At 62.3% G+C, this 17,463-nt stretch carries 15 protein-coding genes and 1 pseudogene; 5 read left to right on the top strand and 11 right to left on the bottom strand.

Annotated elements, in window-relative coordinates:
• Positions 1-124: 124 nt before the first annotated feature.
• Positions 125-361, top strand: coding sequence for a hypothetical protein (locus BC363_RS17400; RefSeq protein ID WP_065783530.1), 237 nt, complete (start codon positions 125-127; stop codon positions 359-361).
• 152 nt (positions 362-513) lie between these two features.
• Here BC363_RS17400 and BC363_RS17395 read toward each other — a convergent pair whose 3' ends face one another.
• Together BC363_RS17395 and BC363_RS17390 are read right to left on the bottom strand one after the other, a co-directional pair.
• Positions 514-1,944 carry a coniferyl aldehyde dehydrogenase gene (locus BC363_RS17395; protein ID WP_141690359.1) on the bottom strand — a complete coding sequence of 477 codons (1,431 nt, stop codon included), beginning with the start codon at positions 1,942-1,944 and terminating at the stop codon, positions 514-516.
• Positions 1,928-2,644, bottom strand: a complete 717-nt coding sequence (locus BC363_RS17390) for a lysoplasmalogenase (RefSeq protein WP_065783532.1) — start codon at positions 2,642-2,644, stop codon at positions 1,928-1,930. The genes BC363_RS17395 and BC363_RS17390 overlap by 17 nt, the downstream gene beginning before the upstream one ends.
• A gap of 219 nt (positions 2,645-2,863) precedes the next feature.
• Here BC363_RS17390 and BC363_RS17385 point away from each other — a divergent pair, with 219 nt between their 5' ends.
• Both BC363_RS17385 and BC363_RS17380 read left to right on the top strand, forming a co-directional pair.
• The gene (locus tag BC363_RS17385) at positions 2,864-3,454 is read left to right on the top strand and encodes a TetR/AcrR family transcriptional regulator (RefSeq protein ID WP_065783533.1); all 591 of its coding nucleotides are present in this window, start codon (positions 2,864-2,866) and stop codon (positions 3,452-3,454) included.
• Positions 3,455-3,501: 47 nt separating this feature from the next.
• Positions 3,502-3,975 (top strand): Rid family hydrolase, encoded by a 474-nt coding sequence (locus BC363_RS17380; protein ID WP_065783547.1) that lies wholly within the window; start codon positions 3,502-3,504, stop codon positions 3,973-3,975.
• Between the two features lie 16 nt (positions 3,976-3,991).
• On the opposite strand, the gene BC363_RS17375 is transcribed toward BC363_RS17380, so the two are convergent.
• The 3 genes from BC363_RS17375 to BC363_RS17365 all read right to left on the bottom strand — a co-directional run bounded on the left by BC363_RS17375 (position 3,992) and on the right by BC363_RS17365 (position 7,734).
• The gene (locus BC363_RS17375; protein ID WP_065783534.1) at positions 3,992-4,897 is read right to left on the bottom strand and encodes a methylenetetrahydrofolate reductase; all 906 of its coding nucleotides are present in this window, start codon (positions 4,895-4,897) and stop codon (positions 3,992-3,994) included.
• 351 nt (positions 4,898-5,248) lie between these two features.
• Positions 5,249-5,395: a DUF1127 domain-containing protein gene (locus tag BC363_RS17370; protein ID WP_065783535.1), complete on the bottom strand. Its 147-nt coding sequence runs from the start codon at positions 5,393-5,395 to the stop codon at positions 5,249-5,251.
• A gap of 290 nt (positions 5,396-5,685) precedes the next feature.
• Positions 5,686-7,734 (bottom strand): bifunctional aldolase/short-chain dehydrogenase, encoded by a 2,049-nt coding sequence (locus BC363_RS17365; protein WP_065783536.1) that lies wholly within the window; start codon positions 7,732-7,734, stop codon positions 5,686-5,688.
• A 468-nt stretch (positions 7,735-8,202) separates the two neighbouring features.
• Between BC363_RS17365 and BC363_RS17355 the strand changes: the two genes are divergently transcribed.
• The gene (locus BC363_RS17355; protein WP_244519908.1) at positions 8,203-9,183 is read left to right on the top strand and encodes a sugar-binding transcriptional regulator; all 981 of its coding nucleotides are present in this window, start codon (positions 8,203-8,205) and stop codon (positions 9,181-9,183) included.
• A gap of 19 nt (positions 9,184-9,202) precedes the next feature.
• On the opposite strand, the pseudogene BC363_RS17350 reads toward BC363_RS17355, so the two are convergent.
• Positions 9,203-9,481: pseudogene (locus tag BC363_RS17350) on the bottom strand (ABC transporter permease); the annotation flags it as partial.
• 518 nt (positions 9,482-9,999) lie between these two features.
• Here BC363_RS17350 and BC363_RS17345 point away from each other — a divergent pair.
• Positions 10,000-12,561 carry an FAD-dependent oxidoreductase gene (locus tag BC363_RS17345; protein ID WP_065783539.1) on the top strand — a complete coding sequence of 854 codons (2,562 nt, stop codon included), beginning with the start codon at positions 10,000-10,002 and terminating at the stop codon, positions 12,559-12,561.
• Positions 12,562-12,739: 178 nt separating this feature from the next.
• Here the strand turns inward: BC363_RS17345 and BC363_RS17340 are convergent, their stop codons facing one another.
• From BC363_RS17340 to BC363_RS17320, 5 genes are all read right to left on the bottom strand, one after another.
• The gene (locus BC363_RS17340) at positions 12,740-13,669 is read right to left on the bottom strand and encodes an aldo/keto reductase (RefSeq protein ID WP_065783540.1); all 930 of its coding nucleotides are present in this window, start codon (positions 13,667-13,669) and stop codon (positions 12,740-12,742) included.
• 1,222 nt (positions 13,670-14,891) lie between these two features.
• The gene (locus tag BC363_RS17335; RefSeq protein WP_065783541.1) at positions 14,892-15,575 is read right to left on the bottom strand and encodes a cupin domain-containing protein; all 684 of its coding nucleotides are present in this window, start codon (positions 15,573-15,575) and stop codon (positions 14,892-14,894) included.
• Complete coding sequence (locus tag BC363_RS17330; protein WP_139110188.1) at positions 15,565-15,876, bottom strand: hypothetical protein; 312 nt, start codon at positions 15,874-15,876, stop codon at positions 15,565-15,567. The genes BC363_RS17335 and BC363_RS17330 overlap by 11 nt, the downstream gene beginning before the upstream one ends.
• A 349-nt stretch (positions 15,877-16,225) precedes the next feature.
• A complete protein-coding gene (gfa, locus tag BC363_RS17325; protein ID WP_065783543.1) occupies positions 16,226-16,801 on the bottom strand; it encodes an S-(hydroxymethyl)glutathione synthase in 576 nt (191 codons plus the stop codon).
• An 82-nt stretch (positions 16,802-16,883) separates the two neighbouring features.
• A partial coding sequence (locus BC363_RS17320; protein WP_141690357.1) for a zinc-binding dehydrogenase occupies positions 16,884-17,463 on the bottom strand: 580 nt, incomplete at its 5' end.

Here is a 17,463-nt window from a genome sequence, read left to right as displayed (position 1 = left end):
CGATATCACCATCGGGTAAGGACAGCACGTTCAAGCGCGATACCTTGATGACGATTGGCGGCGGCGCCATGTGACGCCGGCGCCGTTTTTTTTCTTTCGGCGTTGTTTTTCTCATGAGAACAAATTGCATATTCCGCCGAAGATGAGTGGAACCTTGACGCTCGGGACGAGGCTCTACGACGAGACGCTCACGCTTGGCGGTCGCGTCACCTATCAGGGCGAACGCGCGGTCGTTTCGAAGAGCACCAGCAGCGGTGGCTATACCGCCTCGATCGCCTGGGAGCCCTATACGCTCGTCGACTGTTCGCCACCTACAAGATCAACGACAACGCCAGCTTCGACCTGTCGATCGACAACGTGACAGACGTCTACGACATGGACGCGCTGACACTGGGCCTGATGCCGTCGCCGGGATGAACCGTCCGGGCAACGCTGACGGCGAAGTTCTAGCGCCCGGCGACACCAGAGAATGCTTCAAGGCTGCCCGGCGCAAGCCCGGGCAGCTTGACACCTTCAGCGCCCTGGAATCCAGGTGATGAAGCGAACGAGCTTGTCCGTCAGCCCCTTATACGGCGGCGTAATCAAGTCGCTGGGCGCGGGATCATACTTCCGCAGCACGGACATCGACTTCGAGAAGGTCAGGAACCCCTCCCGGCCGTGATAGTGGCCCATGCCGCTTGCCCCGACACCGCCGAAAGGCATGTCGTTGCAGGCAAACTGATAGAGCGTATCGTTGATGCAAACGCCGCCCGCAACGATGCGGGCGAGGATGGCTTCGATCTCTGCCTTGTCTGCGCTGAAGCAATAAAGCGCCAGCGGCCGATCGCGCCCGAGCACATAGCCGATCGCCTCGTCCGTGGTGCGATAGCTGATCACCGGCAGGATCGGACCGAAGATTTCCTCGCGCATGACTGCGCTGCCCCGGTCCGGCTCGAGGACCGCGGTGGGTTCGAACATTCGGACCCGCGACGGCGCCGCCTGTTTCATGTCCAACAGCGAAACCAGCTCGTGTCCACGCGCCTGCGCATCGGCTACGAGATTGGCGAGGCGGCTGTGCTGGGCCTCGTTGATGATCGAGGTGTAGTCCTGATAGCCGTTGCCGGCACCGTAGCGCTCGGCCATGTGCTGCTTCAACAGGGTGACGAAAGCGTCGCGCTTGCTTTCATGAATCAGGACGTAATCAGGCGCGATGCAAGTTTGGCCGGCGTTGAAGAACTTGCCCGTTGCGATGCGGTTCGCCGCCCGCCGCAGATCCGCCGTTTCGCCGACGATGGCCGGGGATTTGCCGCCGAGCTCCAGCGTGACCGGAGTCAGATTCTGCGCGGCAGCCGCCATCACCTTGCGGCCAACGGCGGTGGAGCCGGTGAAGAACAGATGGTCGAAAGGCAGGGCGGAAAAGGCGGCCGAGAGGTCGGCGCCGCCGAGCACCACCGTCGCGCGCGTGTCGGGGAAGACATCGGCGATGAGCGCGCGCAAGAACACCGACGTGCGCGGCGTATGTTCGGACGGCTTGAGCATGACGTGATTGCCGGCACCGATCGCTGCAACCAAGGGTGCCAGCGCCAGATTGACCGGATAGTTCCACGGCGAAATGATCCCGACGACACCGAGAGGAACGTACCGGACTTCTGCCTTTGCCGGCCAGAGCTTCCATCCGGCCGCCCGCCGCTCGGGCTTCATCCAGGCCTTGAGCCTCGCAAGCGTGTGATCAATCTCCGAAAGGACCACGCTGCCCTCGCCGAGAAGCGTTTCATGGACTGAGCGATGGCCGAAATCGGCGCTGACCGCCTTCGACATGTCATCCAGCCGTTCGCGGAAGAGACGGCGCAGACGCTTCAGATCGTCCCGGCGCTGCTCGTAGGACGGACGCTGCTCGAGCCAGGCGGCACGCAGGAGCTCGAAGCTAGTCTGCAGCTGAGACGGATGACTATCCTGCATGCGCATTGCCTTCGGTCGAACGCGCGAAAAGCCATTGTGCCGTATAGTACGTGCCCAGCACCCAGATGGCATTGTAGGGAATGTCCCAGCGGAACCGCCCGTAGGCCAGCAGCGTGTCGCTGACCATGAAGAACAGGCCACCAAGCGCTGCAAATCGCGCGGCGGATTTCTCCGGCGCTCCGCCTGAAAGCTGTCGATCGCGGGAAATGGCCTGTGCGGCCATCGCCGCCAGCGCCAGCGCGTAGATGACGACGGGAATGCGCATGCCGGCGGGCAAGGACGACCACAATCCGGCAATGACGATAAAGCCGATCAGTGCGAACAGCGCGAATATGCTCTTGTCCGCGGCAAAGCGGCTGTCCCGGGTGAGCGCCCAGATATAGGCGCAGTGGGTCAGGAGAAAGCAGACAAGGCCGGCGAGGAAATAATCGCCCGGCAACATGAGAAAGAAGTCGCCGGCCGCCGCGAAGGCAAGCCCGATGACGATTGCCGTCGCATAAGCCCGCGACGATGGGCTGATGTTGCGAAGGACGGCCACGAGCAAAAGTACCGTCGCTGTCGGTTTCGTGAGGTAATGCAGCCACCGCCAGCCGGATTCTTCGCCGCCGGCCAGCAGGCTGCCGACGATTGCGAGAACCGCGCAAACGACAAACAGCGCATAGAGCCATGCGTTGTTTCGCGCGCCCAAAGTGATGCTTTGTTCCATGCCTGCCCCCCGTTGTTCGCGAGGATTGCGCGGCGACGACCGCCATCGTCGATCCGCAATCTCTCATTCGAAGGACTGTAATCAAGCGCCGAAGATTGTCCATAGCTGAACAAACAGGGTATAGCGACCCTTTCTGTAATCGCTACTACATAATTTTGCGGATGACCTTGCGGAAGGTGCTCGGGATTTATATAAATCCAACTACAGAAAGGAATACTCATGGCAATCCGGGGACGACCGCGTGGTTTCGACCGCGATCTTGCGCTTCAAAAGATCATGGATGTGTTTTGGGCGAAGGGTTACGAGGCCGCCCAGCTCAACGATCTGACGGCGGCCATCGGCATCACGCCGCCGAGCTTCTACGCGGCGTTCGGGTCGAAGCAATCCGCGTTTCGCGAGGCGGTCAGCCTCTATGTCGCGACCGCGGGGTCCGGCCCGATGCACGCGCTCGATGCGGGCGAAACGGCACGACTGGCGATACGTGCGATGCTCCTTGCCAGTATCGACGTCGCACTGAGGACACCGCAATCGAACGGCTGCCTGTTGATCCTCGGCGTGATGAACTGCCAGCCCGAAACCCGGCCGCTCTACGATCTGCTCAAGGGCATAAGGAAAGAAACCGTTGAGCGCGTACGCGCAAGGCTAGAGCGCGGCGCGGCGGAAGGCGATCTGCCGCAAACGACCGACATACCGACGCTGGCCAGCTATTACGGCGCCATCATGCAAGCAATCTCCCTGCAGGCCCGCGATGGCGCGACCCGGCAGAGCCTGGAAGCTCTCGTCGGACCGTCCCTCGCCGCACTCCAATGAACACCGACTGCCGACGCGGCAGTCTCAACGAATTGAGAGAGATTACGATGCAGCCCATTGAAATGGCCGTCACCGCCGTACCCACCCGGACCGGAAAGGTCGCCATACCAGCCGAACTCCAGCTGGATGTGGAGCAGTTTCACTATGCACCCACACGCCGAGCGGGAGATTTTGTCTATCTGTCCGGCATCGTTGCCGCAAACGCCGCCACCAAACCGATGGACGCCGAAGGATTTCGTCGCGAGCTGCGGCGGGTCTTCGCGCTGATCGAGCAATTGCTGAGTGCATGCCAGGCGCGCCTGGACGACGTTGTCGAACTCCAGATGTTTCATGTGTTCGGCAGTCACCGCCTGGCATTGGACAAGGCCGGACAATTGGCGGCGATCGCCGCGGTGCGCGACGAGTTCTTTGCCGCCCCCTACCCCGCCGCGGTCGAGCTTGCCGTTGCCGAACTCAATCCGGACGGCGGCCTGGTCGAGATCAAGGTGACAGCATTCGCGCCCCTGGCGCCGCTCGGTTGACGGGGCCGCCGGGCCATCAAGGATAGGGGGCTCGGCCGAGAGTACCACCTTCGCTTTCGGTTATTTGCCGGCCAGCGGCGCGGGCCGCCCAGGCGACCGTCTCGGCGATGCCGCCGAAGGGGTAGAGATGCAGCAGGACCGCACCGAGATCCCGGCCCGTCATGCCGCCTTGAAGCCGGTTCATGAACCGATCCGGCCCCACCTTGCTGACGAGATTGGCCAGCGAGAACCCGTATTTCCCGACGATCGCCGCCGATGAAGCCACACCGAACTGTGCCGCAAACCGCAGCAGGCGCTTCACATCGGCAGGTCCGGGTACGCCGATGCGGATCGGCACATCGATACCGCGTGCCCTGACCTCTACGATCCAATCGATGACCGCATCCGCGTCAAAGCCGAACTGCGTGGTGATCTCCACCGTGCAGCCGCAGGTCTTCAGAAGTTCGACCTTCTGCTCGAGGGCCTCCCACAGGCGTCTTCGGTCGATCCTCGGGTGCCCTTCGGGATAGCCGGCGATCCCGACATGGACGATGTCGTGGTCCGCGATGATGCCACCGGCAATCAGATCGAGCGAATCTTTATAAGGACCGGCGGGTGACGACGGATCGCCCCCCACGAGCATGAAACGGGTGGGACGCGCTGCGCTGATCAGGCCGCCGAGCAGTTCGTCCCGGTCCTGCACCGATCTCAGCCGTCGGGACGAAATGATCGGAACGGGTTCGAACCCCCATTTGCGGATGCGGGCAGCCGCCTCAATGCGCTGCGCATGGGTCTCGTTGCCGAGGAAGGCGATGTTGATTGGAGCACCAACGGGAATCTCGGACCTCGCAGCTTCGATCTGCCCGATATCCTTGCCGGTAATCTCCAGCGAATAGTTGCGAAACAGAGCAGTCTCGACATCGTGTCTTGTGGACGCAGTCAATGAAGATCCTTTGCCGGTGCGACAGCGCTTGGGTCTCGACGCCGTCATCGTTTCCATGCAGCCGGGCGAGATCTACAGCGACGCGCGTCCTATTTGACGCGCGTCGCTGTAGCACTTTGAATCGCTGCATGTTCCCTAAATCGGATTGCCGACTGCAGTGTCGACGCGCCAAGTGTCGCAGGCACTCCACGGGCCGAGAGCGCGAGGGAACGAAGGGCACCGGCCCGTCGAATGGCACCGGCATCGATACGATCGCCGCGCATCGGCAGATCAAACGGTAAGTCGGAATCAAAAGCGCCCGCTCGGATCCGAGCGGGCGCTTCATGAAATCGTTAGTGGTCTCAGGCGCGTTTAGCGGCCGAAGGCAGCCCGGGCAATGCTCGGGATGTCGGCGCGCTCGATGCCGAGGTCGCGCAGTTCGCGGGCGGACATGCGGCCCAGTTCGGAGACCGTCTGCCGGTACTTGCGCCAGTTGTTGAAAGAGCGTGCTACGTTCATGATGATCCCCTTTCCGTGGGCTTTCGAAGCCTAGCTGCCAGTCCTTGGCGCTTCGTTCGCTTCGATGAGGGGAATATAGCCGACGCCCCTCCCTGGTAGCAGCGCTAAGACTTCACCCCACCCCTGCAGGCCGCGCATGGATCATTGTACCCCACGGAACTGCAGAAGCTGGGAAGATGGGCCGGCGAGCGCAGCCGCCCCTTGAGAGCAGATTTTGCCCAACCCCGACAAAGTTGGACTTACCGGGGTTGCGCTACTTCCTACTTGATCGAATAGCGAATGCCTTAGACTCAGCGCATCATCGCGCCGACATTGCCGCCGTCCACCGTGAGCACCGCACCCGTGCTGGTGCGCGCCTTGGCCAGGTGGACGAAAGCGGCCGCAACGTCCCGGGCCGTCACTTCGCGTCGAACCAGGTTTCCGCGCATGTAGCTTTCCGGCGAAATGCCGCGCGCCTGGCTGCGCTCCTCGATCATCTGGTCGGTCATCAGCCCGGTGCGGATGCGGTCGGCATTGACGGCGTTCGAGGTGATGCCGTCGGCACCGTGCTCAACGGCATATTGGCGCATCAGCGCCATCAGCGCCGCCTTCGACGTTCCATAAGGGCCGAAGTCGGGACCTGGGTTGACCGCCTGTTTCGAGACATTGAAGACCAGCGCGCCGCCGGTCTGCTGGGCTTTCATGATCTTCACCGCGCTACGCGCGATGTAATGATGTCCCCAGAAGTTCAGCGCGAAGGCTTTCTGGAAGACCTTCTCCGACACATCGAGCAGGGCGCCCTGGAAGGCTGCGCCGGCATTCGAGATGACGATATCGATACCGCCGAAATGCCCGGCCACATCGGCGAGCGCCGCATCGACCGCCTCCGGCTTGGTCACATCGCAGACGAGGCCGACGCCGCCGAGCCGTGCTGCTTCCTTCTTCAACGCGTCCTCGGCAAGGTCGAGCAGCGCGATCTCGACGCCCTCGGCATGCAGAGCCTCGGCAATTGCCAGCCCGAGGCCACCGGCGCCGCCGGTGATCACGGCGACCTGTCGGCTGAGCGGCTTCTCGGCCTGCTTCGTCAGCTTCACCTGCTCGAGCGACCAGTATTCGATGTCGAAGAGATCCTCCTCCGACAAAGCCTCGAAGCTCTCGATGCCTTCGGCATTGCGGATCACAGCGATCGTCGCCTCGGCGACGTCGGCGCCGACTCGGGCGGCCTTTTTCGTCGGGCCGGCGGCAAAGAGGCCGACGCCCGCGACATAGAAGACACGCGGCATCGGATCGAGCATGCGCTTGATACCGCGGACACGCGCGTTGTTGCGCTCGAAATAGGCGCGATACTCGTCCTTGTAGGCGGCGACGGCTTGGCGCACCGTTTCAGCCCAGGCAGCCATGTCGCCCGCAACAGGAGCGGGCAGCGCCACGCCGAAGCGCTTGATGTGGATGACATGCTCAGGGGTCGCATTGCCGCGGTGAACCAGATCGGAAACATTGTCCGCATTGCAGAAGTCGAGAACCGCGGGGCCGGAGCGATGCTCCAGCACGAAGCGGCGGGGGCAGCCCTCGATGCCGCTATCGATCGCGATCGCGCCACGCAGAACCGGCGCGATCTCGGCTGCCGTGGCAAGCGATGCCGCCTGCTTGACGACCGCGAAGGGACGCGGGTTACCGCGGGCGATGCGCTGTTCGGCCTTGTCGATCGCAGCAATCATCTTTTCATAGGATTCACGCGGATCTTCCGACCAGGTGAAGATGCCATGCTTCAGGAGGATCATGCCGTCGGCGCCCGGATTGGCGCGGAACGCCTCGTCGCAGGCCTTGGCGAGATCGAAGCCCGGCATCACGTAGGGAACGATGATGGAGGCCGGGAACAGTTCCCGCACCAGATCCTCGCCATGCGGCTGGTTGGTCAGCGACACGATGGCATTGGCATGGGTGTGGTCGATATGCCGGAACGGCAGGTTGGCGTGCAGGATCGCTTCGACCGAGGGGTTCGGCGCGGCGGGGTCGAGCAGCAGCCGGCGCTGCAGCATCACCATGTCGTCATCGCTGAGCGTTGGGAATTTGACCATGGCCTGAAGCGGCTCCAGCCTGACCGCAGGCAGGCCCGCCGGCTCGATGGTGCCCATGTCCCAGCCGCTGCCCTTGACGCACAGAACGGCAACCTCGGAACCATCCATCTCCGTGAAGGTGGTCTTGACCGAGGTGTTGCCGCCGCCGTGCAGCACGAGTTCGGGGTCCGAGCCCAGAAGTCGGGTCGTGTAGGTGCGGATTGCAAGGTCCCGATTGATGCCGGCGTTGACATAGGTGTCGACGACGCGCGCGAATTCGGTTTCTGACCATCTGGATTTCATGAAAGGCTCCTGTCTTCCCGCACTTGGCAGCGTTCCCTATGGAGTTTGAAAATGAAAGTCTCGTCGCCGGGTGCCCATGGCCGGCATGCGCGCCAAACGAGGGATCGTTTTTTGCGCGCCGTGAGGACAAAACGGCAACGCTATCCGCCGGCTGGCTGCGGGCGGAGACCCGCGTCGGCGCCACCACGGCGAGGCTGAATGCCTTGGAGGTTGCGATCGACGTGAAGAGCGCGCTGCAGCCGGTTTGCGGGAGCGCGAAAGACACCACGAAGCACTTCGCTGATTGGTTCGTTTCCAACCCGCTGGCGCGCGCCTATAGTCGTCCATTCCATCTCGGCGTCTCCCAAAACCTTCGCTGAGACAATTGCCACCATGCTGTGTCATGTGTCAACACGCATGGCAAATTTGTTTGACGGCGGACACTTTTTCCGCTTCAGGAGAAGCCATGACAATCCAGGGGAGCAGACGATGATGGATACGCCGCGGGGAAACCGGGCAGTCGGCGAAGGCATAGTGTTGCCTGCGGAATTCGACGACGGCGTCGTCTGGGCCGCGTGGCTCTACTACGTCGACCAGCTCACCCAGAGCGAAATCGCCAAGATGCTCGGCGTGTCGCGGGCAACGATTGTCAACTACCTCCAGGAGGCGCGCGAGCGTGGCCTGGTCACCATTCGCCTGAACACCGAAGTCGGTTCCCGCACCGGGACAGCCCGGCGCTTGAAGGACAAATTCGGACTTGAGGGCGCGCTGGTCATTCCTGCCCTCGACAATGCCGCGCTGGTGCAGCGCCTCGGCGAGGCCGGAGCGCGTCTGCTTGCCGATATGGTTCAGCCGAGCGACACGATCGGCGTCGCCTGGGGCCGGACGGTGTTGGCCGTGGCCGACAGCATCTCGCTGCCCGAACCGGTGGAGGGATTGACGGTCGTGCAAGTCTCCGGAAGCTCGATCGCCAATCCGGATTTCGCGCCTGAATTCTGCACGTCGCTGATGTCGCGCCGCATCCACGCCCGCTGCATCAACCTGCTTGCCCCCGCCCTGCTGTCGACACCCGCCCTGAAGCAGGCGCTTCTGGCCGAGCAGGTGCTGGTCAAGCAGTTCGAACTCATCCACTCGTCGAACATCATCCTCTTCGGCGTCGGCGACATCGGCCCGGAAACCCTGATCCGCTCGGCGAACATCACCGGTCAGGAAGACATCGACGCCTACCAGGCCGGGGGCGCTGTGGGGGTACTGATCTGCCGCTTCATCGACGCCGAAGGGCGGCCGGTGCGCGGCGATCTCGACAACCGCATGGTAGGCATCGAGCTGAACGAGCTGATCCAGGTGCCGCGGCGCCTGTGCGTCGCCGGTGGCGCCAGCAAGCTGACGGCAATCCGGGCAACGTTGAACGGCGGCTATGCCACCCATCTGGTCACCGACATCGCGACGGCGGAGTTGCTTCTGCAATAGCCCCGTCCTGCTGCCGCAGCGCATCGTCCGGCGAGACCGTATCGCGGAGCACGAAATAGGCGACGACCCCCGACAGGTTCGCAAGCGCGATGCCGGATAGGTCGATGCCGCCATTGCCGGAGATCATCGCCAGCATCACGCCAAGCGCGAGAAGGCCGAGTTCGGGCACTTGGCCCGCCATGGATTGCAGGTTGTAGATATCCAGGAAGCTGGCGCCAACCAACACGCCCCCTGCCGCCAACACGGCGATGTTGACGACGGCCAAAAAGGCCAACTGGCGATCAACCCGAAATTCCAAAGCACGCCCTCCGTCCTGGTCGTTCGCAGGCAGGCGCAATCACGGCTCCCAGCGTGCTTCAGGCACACGCTCCATGACCGCGCGCCGGGCGCTCCTTCGAGTTCGGCTGCCGCGACGCCCGGCCTGACGAGGCCGGCGATGACATTCTTATTTGCCTGAAAAGCTTGGCGTTTCCCCCAGGAGAGACGGGCGTTCAGACCGCAACTTTCGGTCCGGATTGCCGTTCGACGCGACGAAAGAGCGACGTCGCGCGTGGACGGCTTCGGCCGTCAGCGACTTGAAAACCACCTGGGGCAGGCGCGATCCGCTCTATGCGATACTGCGTGGCTGCCGCTGATGAGGAAAACTAAGCCTTCGCGGAGATGCCCCCTTGTCGGCGACGCGGTCGTGATGGAGTAATCCGGCTTACAGAGTGCAGGCACTGGTCGTGCAGCACGATAATTATGTCGTAGACAGGCTCTGGTCGCAGCGCCGCAAATCCTAAAATCCGGCTTCAGTTTCAATCAGGGTCGCAATCAATGGCAGAGTTTCCGCAAAAGGCGAAGGTCGTAATCATCGGGCTGGGTGGCATCGTTGGTGCCTCGATCGCGCATCACCTGATCGAGCGCGGCTGGGACGACATCGTCGGCATCGACAAATCCGGCATCCCGACCGATATCGGCTCGACGGCGCACGCGTCGGACTTCTGCTACACCACCAGCCACGACTATCTCTCGGTTTGGACGACGCAGTATTCGATCGATTTCTTCGAGAAGATGGGTCACTACGCCCGCATCGGCGGCCTGGAAGTCGCACGGACTGGCGACGACGTCTGGATGGAAGAGATCAAGCGCAAGCTTTCCTCCGCCAAGGCCTTCGGCACCCGCGCCCACTATGTCTCGCCGGCGGATATCAAGAAGATGTTCCCGCTGATCGAGGAAGATCAGGTCATGGGCGGCATGTTCGACCCGGATGCCGGCCTCGTCATCCCACGCTCGCAGACGGTAGCCGGCAAGCTGGTCGATGCGGCCGAGAAATCCGGCAAGCTCCAGATCTTCGGCAACACGCCGGCAACGTCGCTCATCGTCGAGAACGGCCGCATCAAGGGCGTCGTCACCCATCGCGGCACGATCATGGCTGACCATGTCGTCGTCTGCGCCGGCATATGGGGCCGCCTGATCGCTGAAATGGTCGGCGAGGATCTGCCGGTCATGCCGGTCGACCATCCGCTCACATTCTTCGGCCCATACAATGAGTTTGAAAGCACCGGTAAGGAAATCGGCTTCCCGCTGCTGCGCGACCAGGGCAACTCCGCCTATATGCGCGACACCGGGGATCCGAAGACCACCGAAGGCGGCCAGATCGAGTGGGGCTATTACGAGACCACCAACCCGCGCCTCTGCCATCCCCGGCACATTCTTGAAAAGCACGAAGCGCGCCTGTCGCCCTCGCAGCGCGACCTCGATATGGAGCAGATCATCGAGCCGCTCGAGCGCGCCATGGAACTGACGCCGATCCTCGGCGAACTCGGCTACAATGAAGGCCATTCCTTCAACGGCCTGCTGCAGGTCTCGGCCGCCGGCGGCCCCTCCTGCGGCGAGAGCCAGAAGGTGCGCGGCCTCTGGTACTGCGTCGCCATCTGGGTGAAGGACGGCCCCGGCTACGGCAAGCTGATCGCCGACTGGATGACGGATGGGCGCACCGAGATCGACCACGCCTCGATCGATTATTCCCGCTTCTACCCGCACCAGCTCGAGGAAAAATTCATCGAGGGTCGCTGCTTCGAGGCGGCGCAGAAGATCTACTATCCGGCTGTGCATACGCGCGAGCCCTATGCCAGCGGCCGCAACGTCAAGCGCTCGCCCTTCTATGAGCGCGAGAAGGAGCTCGGCGGCTACTTCATGGAACTCGGCGGCTGGGAGCGTGCGCACGGTTATGCCGCCAACGAACACCTTTTGGAAAAATACGGCGACCGCGTCCCGGTGCGCGAGAACGAGTGGGACAGCCGCCATTTCTGGCGCGTTTCCAACGCCGAACATCTGGCGATGAGCGAGGATTGCGGTATCGTCAACCTCTCGCACTTCCACATGGTCGACATCGCGGGTCCTGACCATGTCGAGCTCCTCGAGTGGCTTTGCGCCGCCAAGATCGGCGGCGACGGCAATATCGGCAAGGGCATCTACACCCACTTCCTCGATGACGAGGGCATGGTGCGGGCAGACTTCACCGTCTTCCGCATGGCCGACCGCTGCCGCCTCGTGAATGGCGCCGATGCCGGACCGCGCGACTTCCAGTACATGCGCCGTGTCGCCGAAGATCGCGGCCTTGACGTCACCATCACCGACGTTTCGGAGAAGTTCATCACGATCGGCATCTGGGGGCCCAACGCCCGCGAAACGCTGAAGAAGGTGGTTGCCGATCCGGCGGGCCTCGATATCGAGAACTTCGCTTTCGCCGCGATCAAGCCGATCGAAATCGCCGGCAAGAACGTCACCGCCTTCCGCATCTCCTATGTCGGCGAGCAGGGCTGGGAATTGCACATGAAGTATGAGGACGGTCTCGCCGTCTGGGACGCACTGCGCGCCACCGGCGTCATGGCCTTCGGCGTCGAGACCTATGCGAACTCGCGCCGTATGGAAAAGAGCCTGCGCCTACAGAATGCCGATCTTCTCACCCAGTACAACCTCATCGAGGCCGACCTGGCTCGCCCGAAGGTCAAGGACGTGGACTTCCGCGGCAAGGCGAAGCATCTTGAATACAAGGCCCGCGAGCACCAGCCGGCCATGCTCTGCACGCTCATCCTCACGGAGAACATCGATAGAAACGGCGTGAAGCGTTACCCGGTCGGCAGCCTGCCGGTCATGGACCCGGAAACCGGCGCGGTGCTGGTCGACGAGCTCGGCCGCCGCTCCTACACCACCTCGATCGCCTACGGCCCGACCATCGGCAAGAACATCGCGCTTGCCTATCTGCCTTGGTCCCACTGCCAGGTCGGCCGCAAGCTGAACGTCGAATACTTCGCCGAAACCTATCCCGTCGAAGTCGCCGGCGTCGGTTACAAGCCGCTCTACGACCCCGAGAATCTCAAGCCGCGGAGCTGATATCGCTCTCAAGAGGCAGGTGCGCTTGCGCCGCAAGACAAAGGCCCGCTCTCATTCGGGCGGGCCTTCTCTATTTCAAGGTCATCGGCGGGCCCGTGCGGACGGCACAGCTGACTGCCGACGAGGCCCAGCCGGCGCCGGCGCGGCAGCAGTGTCCGGAAGCCAACCGAAGCGGCTCCTACGGGAGCACATGCCCCGCCGCCCTGAAGAGAAGGTACCAGTCCTCGCGCGACAAGGTGATGTCCGCGCCGGGTGCAATGTCGCCGAGACGCTCCGCGCTGGTCGTGCCCAAGACCACTTGAATCCTTGCGGGATGCCGAGCAATCCAGGCATAGGCGATGGCCGACGGCGATACCCCGTATTTGCTTGATAGCGCGATCAGCACACGATTGAGTTCCGAAAAATTCTTCTCGTCACCAATGAATACGCCGCCGAAGAAGCCCTGCTGGAACGGCGACCAGGCTTGAAGGGTCATCCGGTTGATCCGGGAATAGGCGATGACCTCTCCGTCGCGGTCGCTCGACTGCTCCAAACCGGCCATGTTCGCGGCGAGACCGAAGGCAACGGACGGGGCATGGGCAATGCTGAGCTGGATTTGATTGGCGACAAGTGGTTGGTTCACGGCGGTCTTCAGCAGATCGATTTGCCGCGGAGTGTGGTTTGATACGCCGAAATGCCGAACCTTGCCTGTCGCATGAAGGCGATCGAAAGCCTCGGCCACTTCCTCCGGCTCCACCAGCGTATCCGGGCGGTGCAGCAGAAGGAGATCCAGGTAGTCGGTTTTCAAGGCTTTAAGCGAGCGGTCAACGGCCTGGAGAATATGGTCCTTGGAGAAATCAAAATAGCCCGGCCGAATGCCGCACTTGCTCTGGATCACAATCGACTCCCGCTCACCCGGGGTCAGACGCAAGGCCGCGCCAAAACGACGCTCGCACTCATGCGCTTCGCCACCATAGATGTCAGCGTGATCGAAGACGTTGATGCCGACATCCCGCGCCTTGCTAAAGAGCCGCCGAATCGCCTCGTCGCTGAGATCGGCGATTCGCATCAGGCCCAGGACGGCGGACGATACGGCCAGGTCAGTTGTTCCCAGGTTGAATCTCTGCATCGGGGTGCGCTCACACTGTCAATGTCGTTGCGAAAGGGTGGTCTGGCAGCGGCAGGCCCGAGCATCGCCGGGCTCTCCTGTTGGATGGGCAAGCTGTAGCAGCATGGAGCGGCTCGGAAAATGCCCGACGACGGAATGACCGCGGCGCAGCGGCAGATTTGTGCTTTTCTGATGTGCTTTTTTTACGGTCTCTCGATCTGGAACGTGGAAAGCCGGCGGACATTGGGCTCCAGAACGTCAAAAAGCCCGCGGACATTGCTGTCCTGCGGGCTTTGTTTGATCTGGTTGCGGGGGCCTGACTGCATGGAGACTTGTAAATTCTCCGCCTCAAACCGGCTTTACGGCGACAACTTCCGCGTCATGCCAGAAGCCGCCCCTGCCCAGTCATTTTTGAAATGCCACGTTTTGGCCGAAAGCACCGGTCCACTTTTAGGCGTGGAAGGTAGAAGAGCGGTCGTTAAGGCGTTTCGGTTTAATCGCCTTCGATTCGCATCTGCGGGCGATGCCGACTCGTCATCAACTAGATGCCGGTAAGCATCCTCGCAATCCCAACAGCATATCGATCGGTCATGCCCGACGTGAAGTCAGCAAGGGCGTGCAGTGCGTGTTCTGCATCGGTAACGTTTCGCGAGTCCAGATCGAGGGTCCTGACGAGCTGCCGATTACGGTCGGAGAGCCTGATCCCACTTTGCCCTGGCAAGATCTTCGAAGACGGGAAGCACACCTGACATCACATTGCCAATCACACGCCGACCAGACACCTCCAACCCAGTCTTTCTCCAGGCGGTGAAGACCTTCCCGAGGAAGGAACTTCATCTTTGCGAAGACGGAGGAAGGCCTGCATCGGCTAGAGAATTAGAGAATGTGCCGTTCATGATGGCATCGTAGTTGGTTTGAAGGCCTCAACACAACTCTCGACCCCAATGCTCAAGGCCCGCAGCAGTGCGATGTGTTCGGCCGGGCTGAGGCTGCTCACATCACGGTTGGGGTTGTTAGCAGCCTCGTGCAGCAGGCCCCTGACCGTGTCGGACGGGAGTTCACCGGTCCGAAATCCGCCGAAAGATCGTCGTCAAGGCCGCGCTGGTGCCAAGGCGGCTGTCGAGACGACTTCGCGTGCATCAGCGGGCTTGAGGCCAACTATCCGCCCTGAGAGGGAACCGAACCGCCGATCCCGTGATCTGGAGAGCGCGGCTGTTGTGCGCGCGTAGCCGGGGATGGCGAGCTATTCGGGCATTTGGAGGACATCCGGATGCAGAAGAGGCGCATCCTTCAGCCAGATTCGTGCGCCTTCCGGGCCGACGGTTGCGGTCAGGTCGGTGCCAGCGGGCAACCGGCCCCAGCTCTGCGGCCCGAGCGTTTCGCCGCCGATGATCAGCCCACCACCCAAGAGGACGAAGAACTCCAGTCCGCGTGTATTTGCGACGGTGGTGGTTTCGCCGGCTTGCCAGTCTTCAAGACGCACCTCTTCGTGTCCGTCGTCGAACAGAATGGTTGCGCTGGTTGCACCCGGACGCGGCTCAACCTGTTGCCCCTGGCCTGGCCGACACACGATCTGGGTCTGATCCCCATTACGGAACTGCCAGAGTCGCACGAAGATTGTGCAGCCCTCTTTCGCAGCGGGAACATGCGAGGTGCCGGGCGGATTGCGAAAATAGCTGCCAGCCGGATAATCGCCATGCTCGTCCTGAAAGGTTCCGTCCAGCACGAGGATTTCCTCGCCGCCGGTATGGGTGTGACGCGGAAAAGCACTGCCTGGGGCATAACGCACGATCGAGGTCGCGCGGGCGACCTCTTCGCCCACGCGAAACAGCATGCGCCGGTCCACGCCCCCCGCCGGACTGGGTACCCATTCGAGCTTCGCTGCATGGACTGTGACAGGCTTCGATAGATCGTCGTTAATACGCATCGAGCGTCTCCTTCATGGTCAGGACCATCCGGAACTTGCCGTCGCTGGACTTCATCGTCTGATAGGCTGCGGACGCCTCTTCCAGCGGCACGGTCTCGATCTCGCATACGCCGGTCAGGACGCTGAAGTCGAGCGTCCATTCGTTCTCGTCGGGCGTGTCAGTGATCGATTCCACCAGGCTGCACTCGGCCGATAGGGGCAGCGGGTCCTTGCCCGCGCCGAGTAGGACGAGTCTGCCGTGTGGCGCGAGACCGGCGATCAGCGATGATACCGCTTCCGCATTGCTGATCGTCGTGATCATGGCCTTTGCCCCGCCCATGGACTTGAGCTTGCCGGCCGCATCGTCCTTGCTCGTGGCTTCACCACATCCTCGGCGATGTCCCGGCCGCGTCCGATGGTTGCGACCTTAATGTCGTTTGGCATTTAAAGTTCTTCCTGGAGTCACCTCGTCCAGTCGCTTTCTTTTGCCTGGACGACAGCCGACTGTTTCTTGGGCGCCGGTATTGTAGACCCAGGCGACAATACGATGACGCTGTTCTCCCTTGAAAAGCGTTGGCAGCCGACGCTGCCGCACAAAGTGCGTGGCACAAACGCCCTGTCGGCGCAATGACGAGCACGCCGACAGGGCTGTATAGACTCCGTTTGCGCGATCAGCCGGGAAGGGCGCCCGACTTCTTCGCGACCCAGGTGGCAACAAAGTCCATCAGGGCTGGCGACAGGCAGTCATAGGGCTCGAGCCCAAGCTCCCTCAAGCGGCCCCGGATGCCATCCATACGACTGGGATCGACGCCCGATTCGACGATGGAGGACACGAAGGCTGCAAAGCCGGGCGGAGCCCAGCCCGACTCCTGGAAGCGCTCGGGGTGAATGAAGTCCAGGCCTTGGAAGGCATGCTCTCGCTCCACCGGTCCATACATGTGAACGCCGCACTCCTTGCAGGCGTGTCGCTGGATCAACGCGGAGGGATCGACCACTTGCAGCTTGTCGCCGTTCTCGAGCACGGTCACCTTGTCATGCGGAACAACCGCGACAATCGAGAAATTGGCGCCGCTCGGCTTCCAACATTTGGTGCAGCCGCAAGCGTGGTTGTGGGCAATCTGTCCCTCGATCCTCACCTTGACCGGCCTGTCCGTGCAGTCACAAACAAGCGTGCCCCCCGCAAAGTCCGGGCTGGCCGGTTTCAGGCCACTATCCACCGAAGGATGAATGCGAATTGAACTTTCCATTGCGTATCCTCCCTGTTGTGCCGAAGTCAAACCCGTCTCGGACTTGGCACTTCGGCTTGGTTCGAGCGCCCGGCGGATACGCTCAGTAGATCACGACGCTGCGGATGCTTTCGCCGGAATGCATCAGCTCGAAGCCCCTGTTGATGTCTTCGAGCGCCAAGGTGTGGGTGATCATCGGATCGATCTCGATCTTGCCCTCCATGTACCAGTCGACGATCTTCGGCACGTCGGTGCGACCGCGGGCGCCGCCAAAGGCGGTGCCCATCCAGCTGCGGCCGGTGACGAGCTGGAACGGCCGGGTGGAAATCTCCTGGCCGGCACCGGCAACGCCGATGATCACCGACTTGCCCCAGCCGCGATGCGAGGCTTCGAGCGCCTGGCGCATCACCTTGGTGTTGCCGGTGCAGTCGAAGGTATAGTCGGCGCCGCCGAACTGGTCGGCGCCACGCTTCGTCATGTCGACGAGATGGGCCACGATATCGTCGCCGACCTCCTTCGGGTTGACGAAGTGGGTCATGCCGAAGCGCTCGCCCCAGGCCTTCTTGTCGTTGTTGAGGTCGACGCCGATGATCATGTCGGCGCCGGCAAGCCGCAGGCCCTGGATGACGTTGAGGCCGATGCCGCCGAGGCCGAAGACGATCGCCGTCGCACCCATCTCGACC

It is taken from the genome of Ensifer sp. LC384 (assembly GCF_001695865.1).
GTDB lineage: Bacteria > Pseudomonadota > Alphaproteobacteria > Rhizobiales > Rhizobiaceae > Ensifer.
Note: the sequence above shows the minus strand (reverse complement) of the source record. Positions and strands in the feature narration are given on the sequence as shown.

Bases quoted from the DNA above. Each gene is read 5' to 3' on its own strand.
- BC363_RS17395 (WP_141690359.1), bottom strand. From the start codon at position 1,944: ATGCGCATGCAGGATAGTCATCCGTCTCAGCTGCAGACTAGCTTCGAG.
- BC363_RS17390 (WP_065783532.1), bottom strand. From the start codon at position 2,644: ATGGAACAAAGCATCACTTTGGGCGCGCGAAACAACGCATGGCTCTAT.
- BC363_RS17385 (WP_065783533.1), top strand. From the start codon at position 2,864: ATGGCAATCCGGGGACGACCGCGTGGTTTCGACCGCGATCTTGCGCTT.
- BC363_RS17380 (WP_065783547.1), top strand. From the start codon at position 3,502: ATGCAGCCCATTGAAATGGCCGTCACCGCCGTACCCACCCGGACCGGA.
- BC363_RS17370 (WP_065783535.1), bottom strand. From the start codon at position 5,395: ATGAACGTAGCACGCTCTTTCAACAACTGGCGCAAGTACCGGCAGACG.
- BC363_RS17365 (WP_065783536.1), bottom strand. From the start codon at position 7,734: ATGAAATCCAGATGGTCAGAAACCGAATTCGCGCGCGTCGTCGACACC.
- BC363_RS17355 (WP_244519908.1), top strand. From the start codon at position 8,203: ATGATGGATACGCCGCGGGGAAACCGGGCAGTCGGCGAAGGCATAGTG.
- BC363_RS17345 (WP_065783539.1), top strand. From the start codon at position 10,000: ATGGCAGAGTTTCCGCAAAAGGCGAAGGTCGTAATCATCGGGCTGGGT.
- BC363_RS17340 (WP_065783540.1), bottom strand. From the start codon at position 13,669: ATGCAGAGATTCAACCTGGGAACAACTGACCTGGCCGTATCGTCCGCC.
- BC363_RS17335 (WP_065783541.1), bottom strand. From the start codon at position 15,575: ATGCGTATTAACGACGATCTATCGAAGCCTGTCACAGTCCATGCAGCG.
- BC363_RS17330 (WP_139110188.1), bottom strand. From the start codon at position 15,876: ATGATCACGACGATCAGCAATGCGGAAGCGGTATCATCGCTGATCGCC.
- gfa (WP_065783543.1), bottom strand. From the start codon at position 16,801: ATGGAAAGTTCAATTCGCATTCATCCTTCGGTGGATAGTGGCCTGAAA.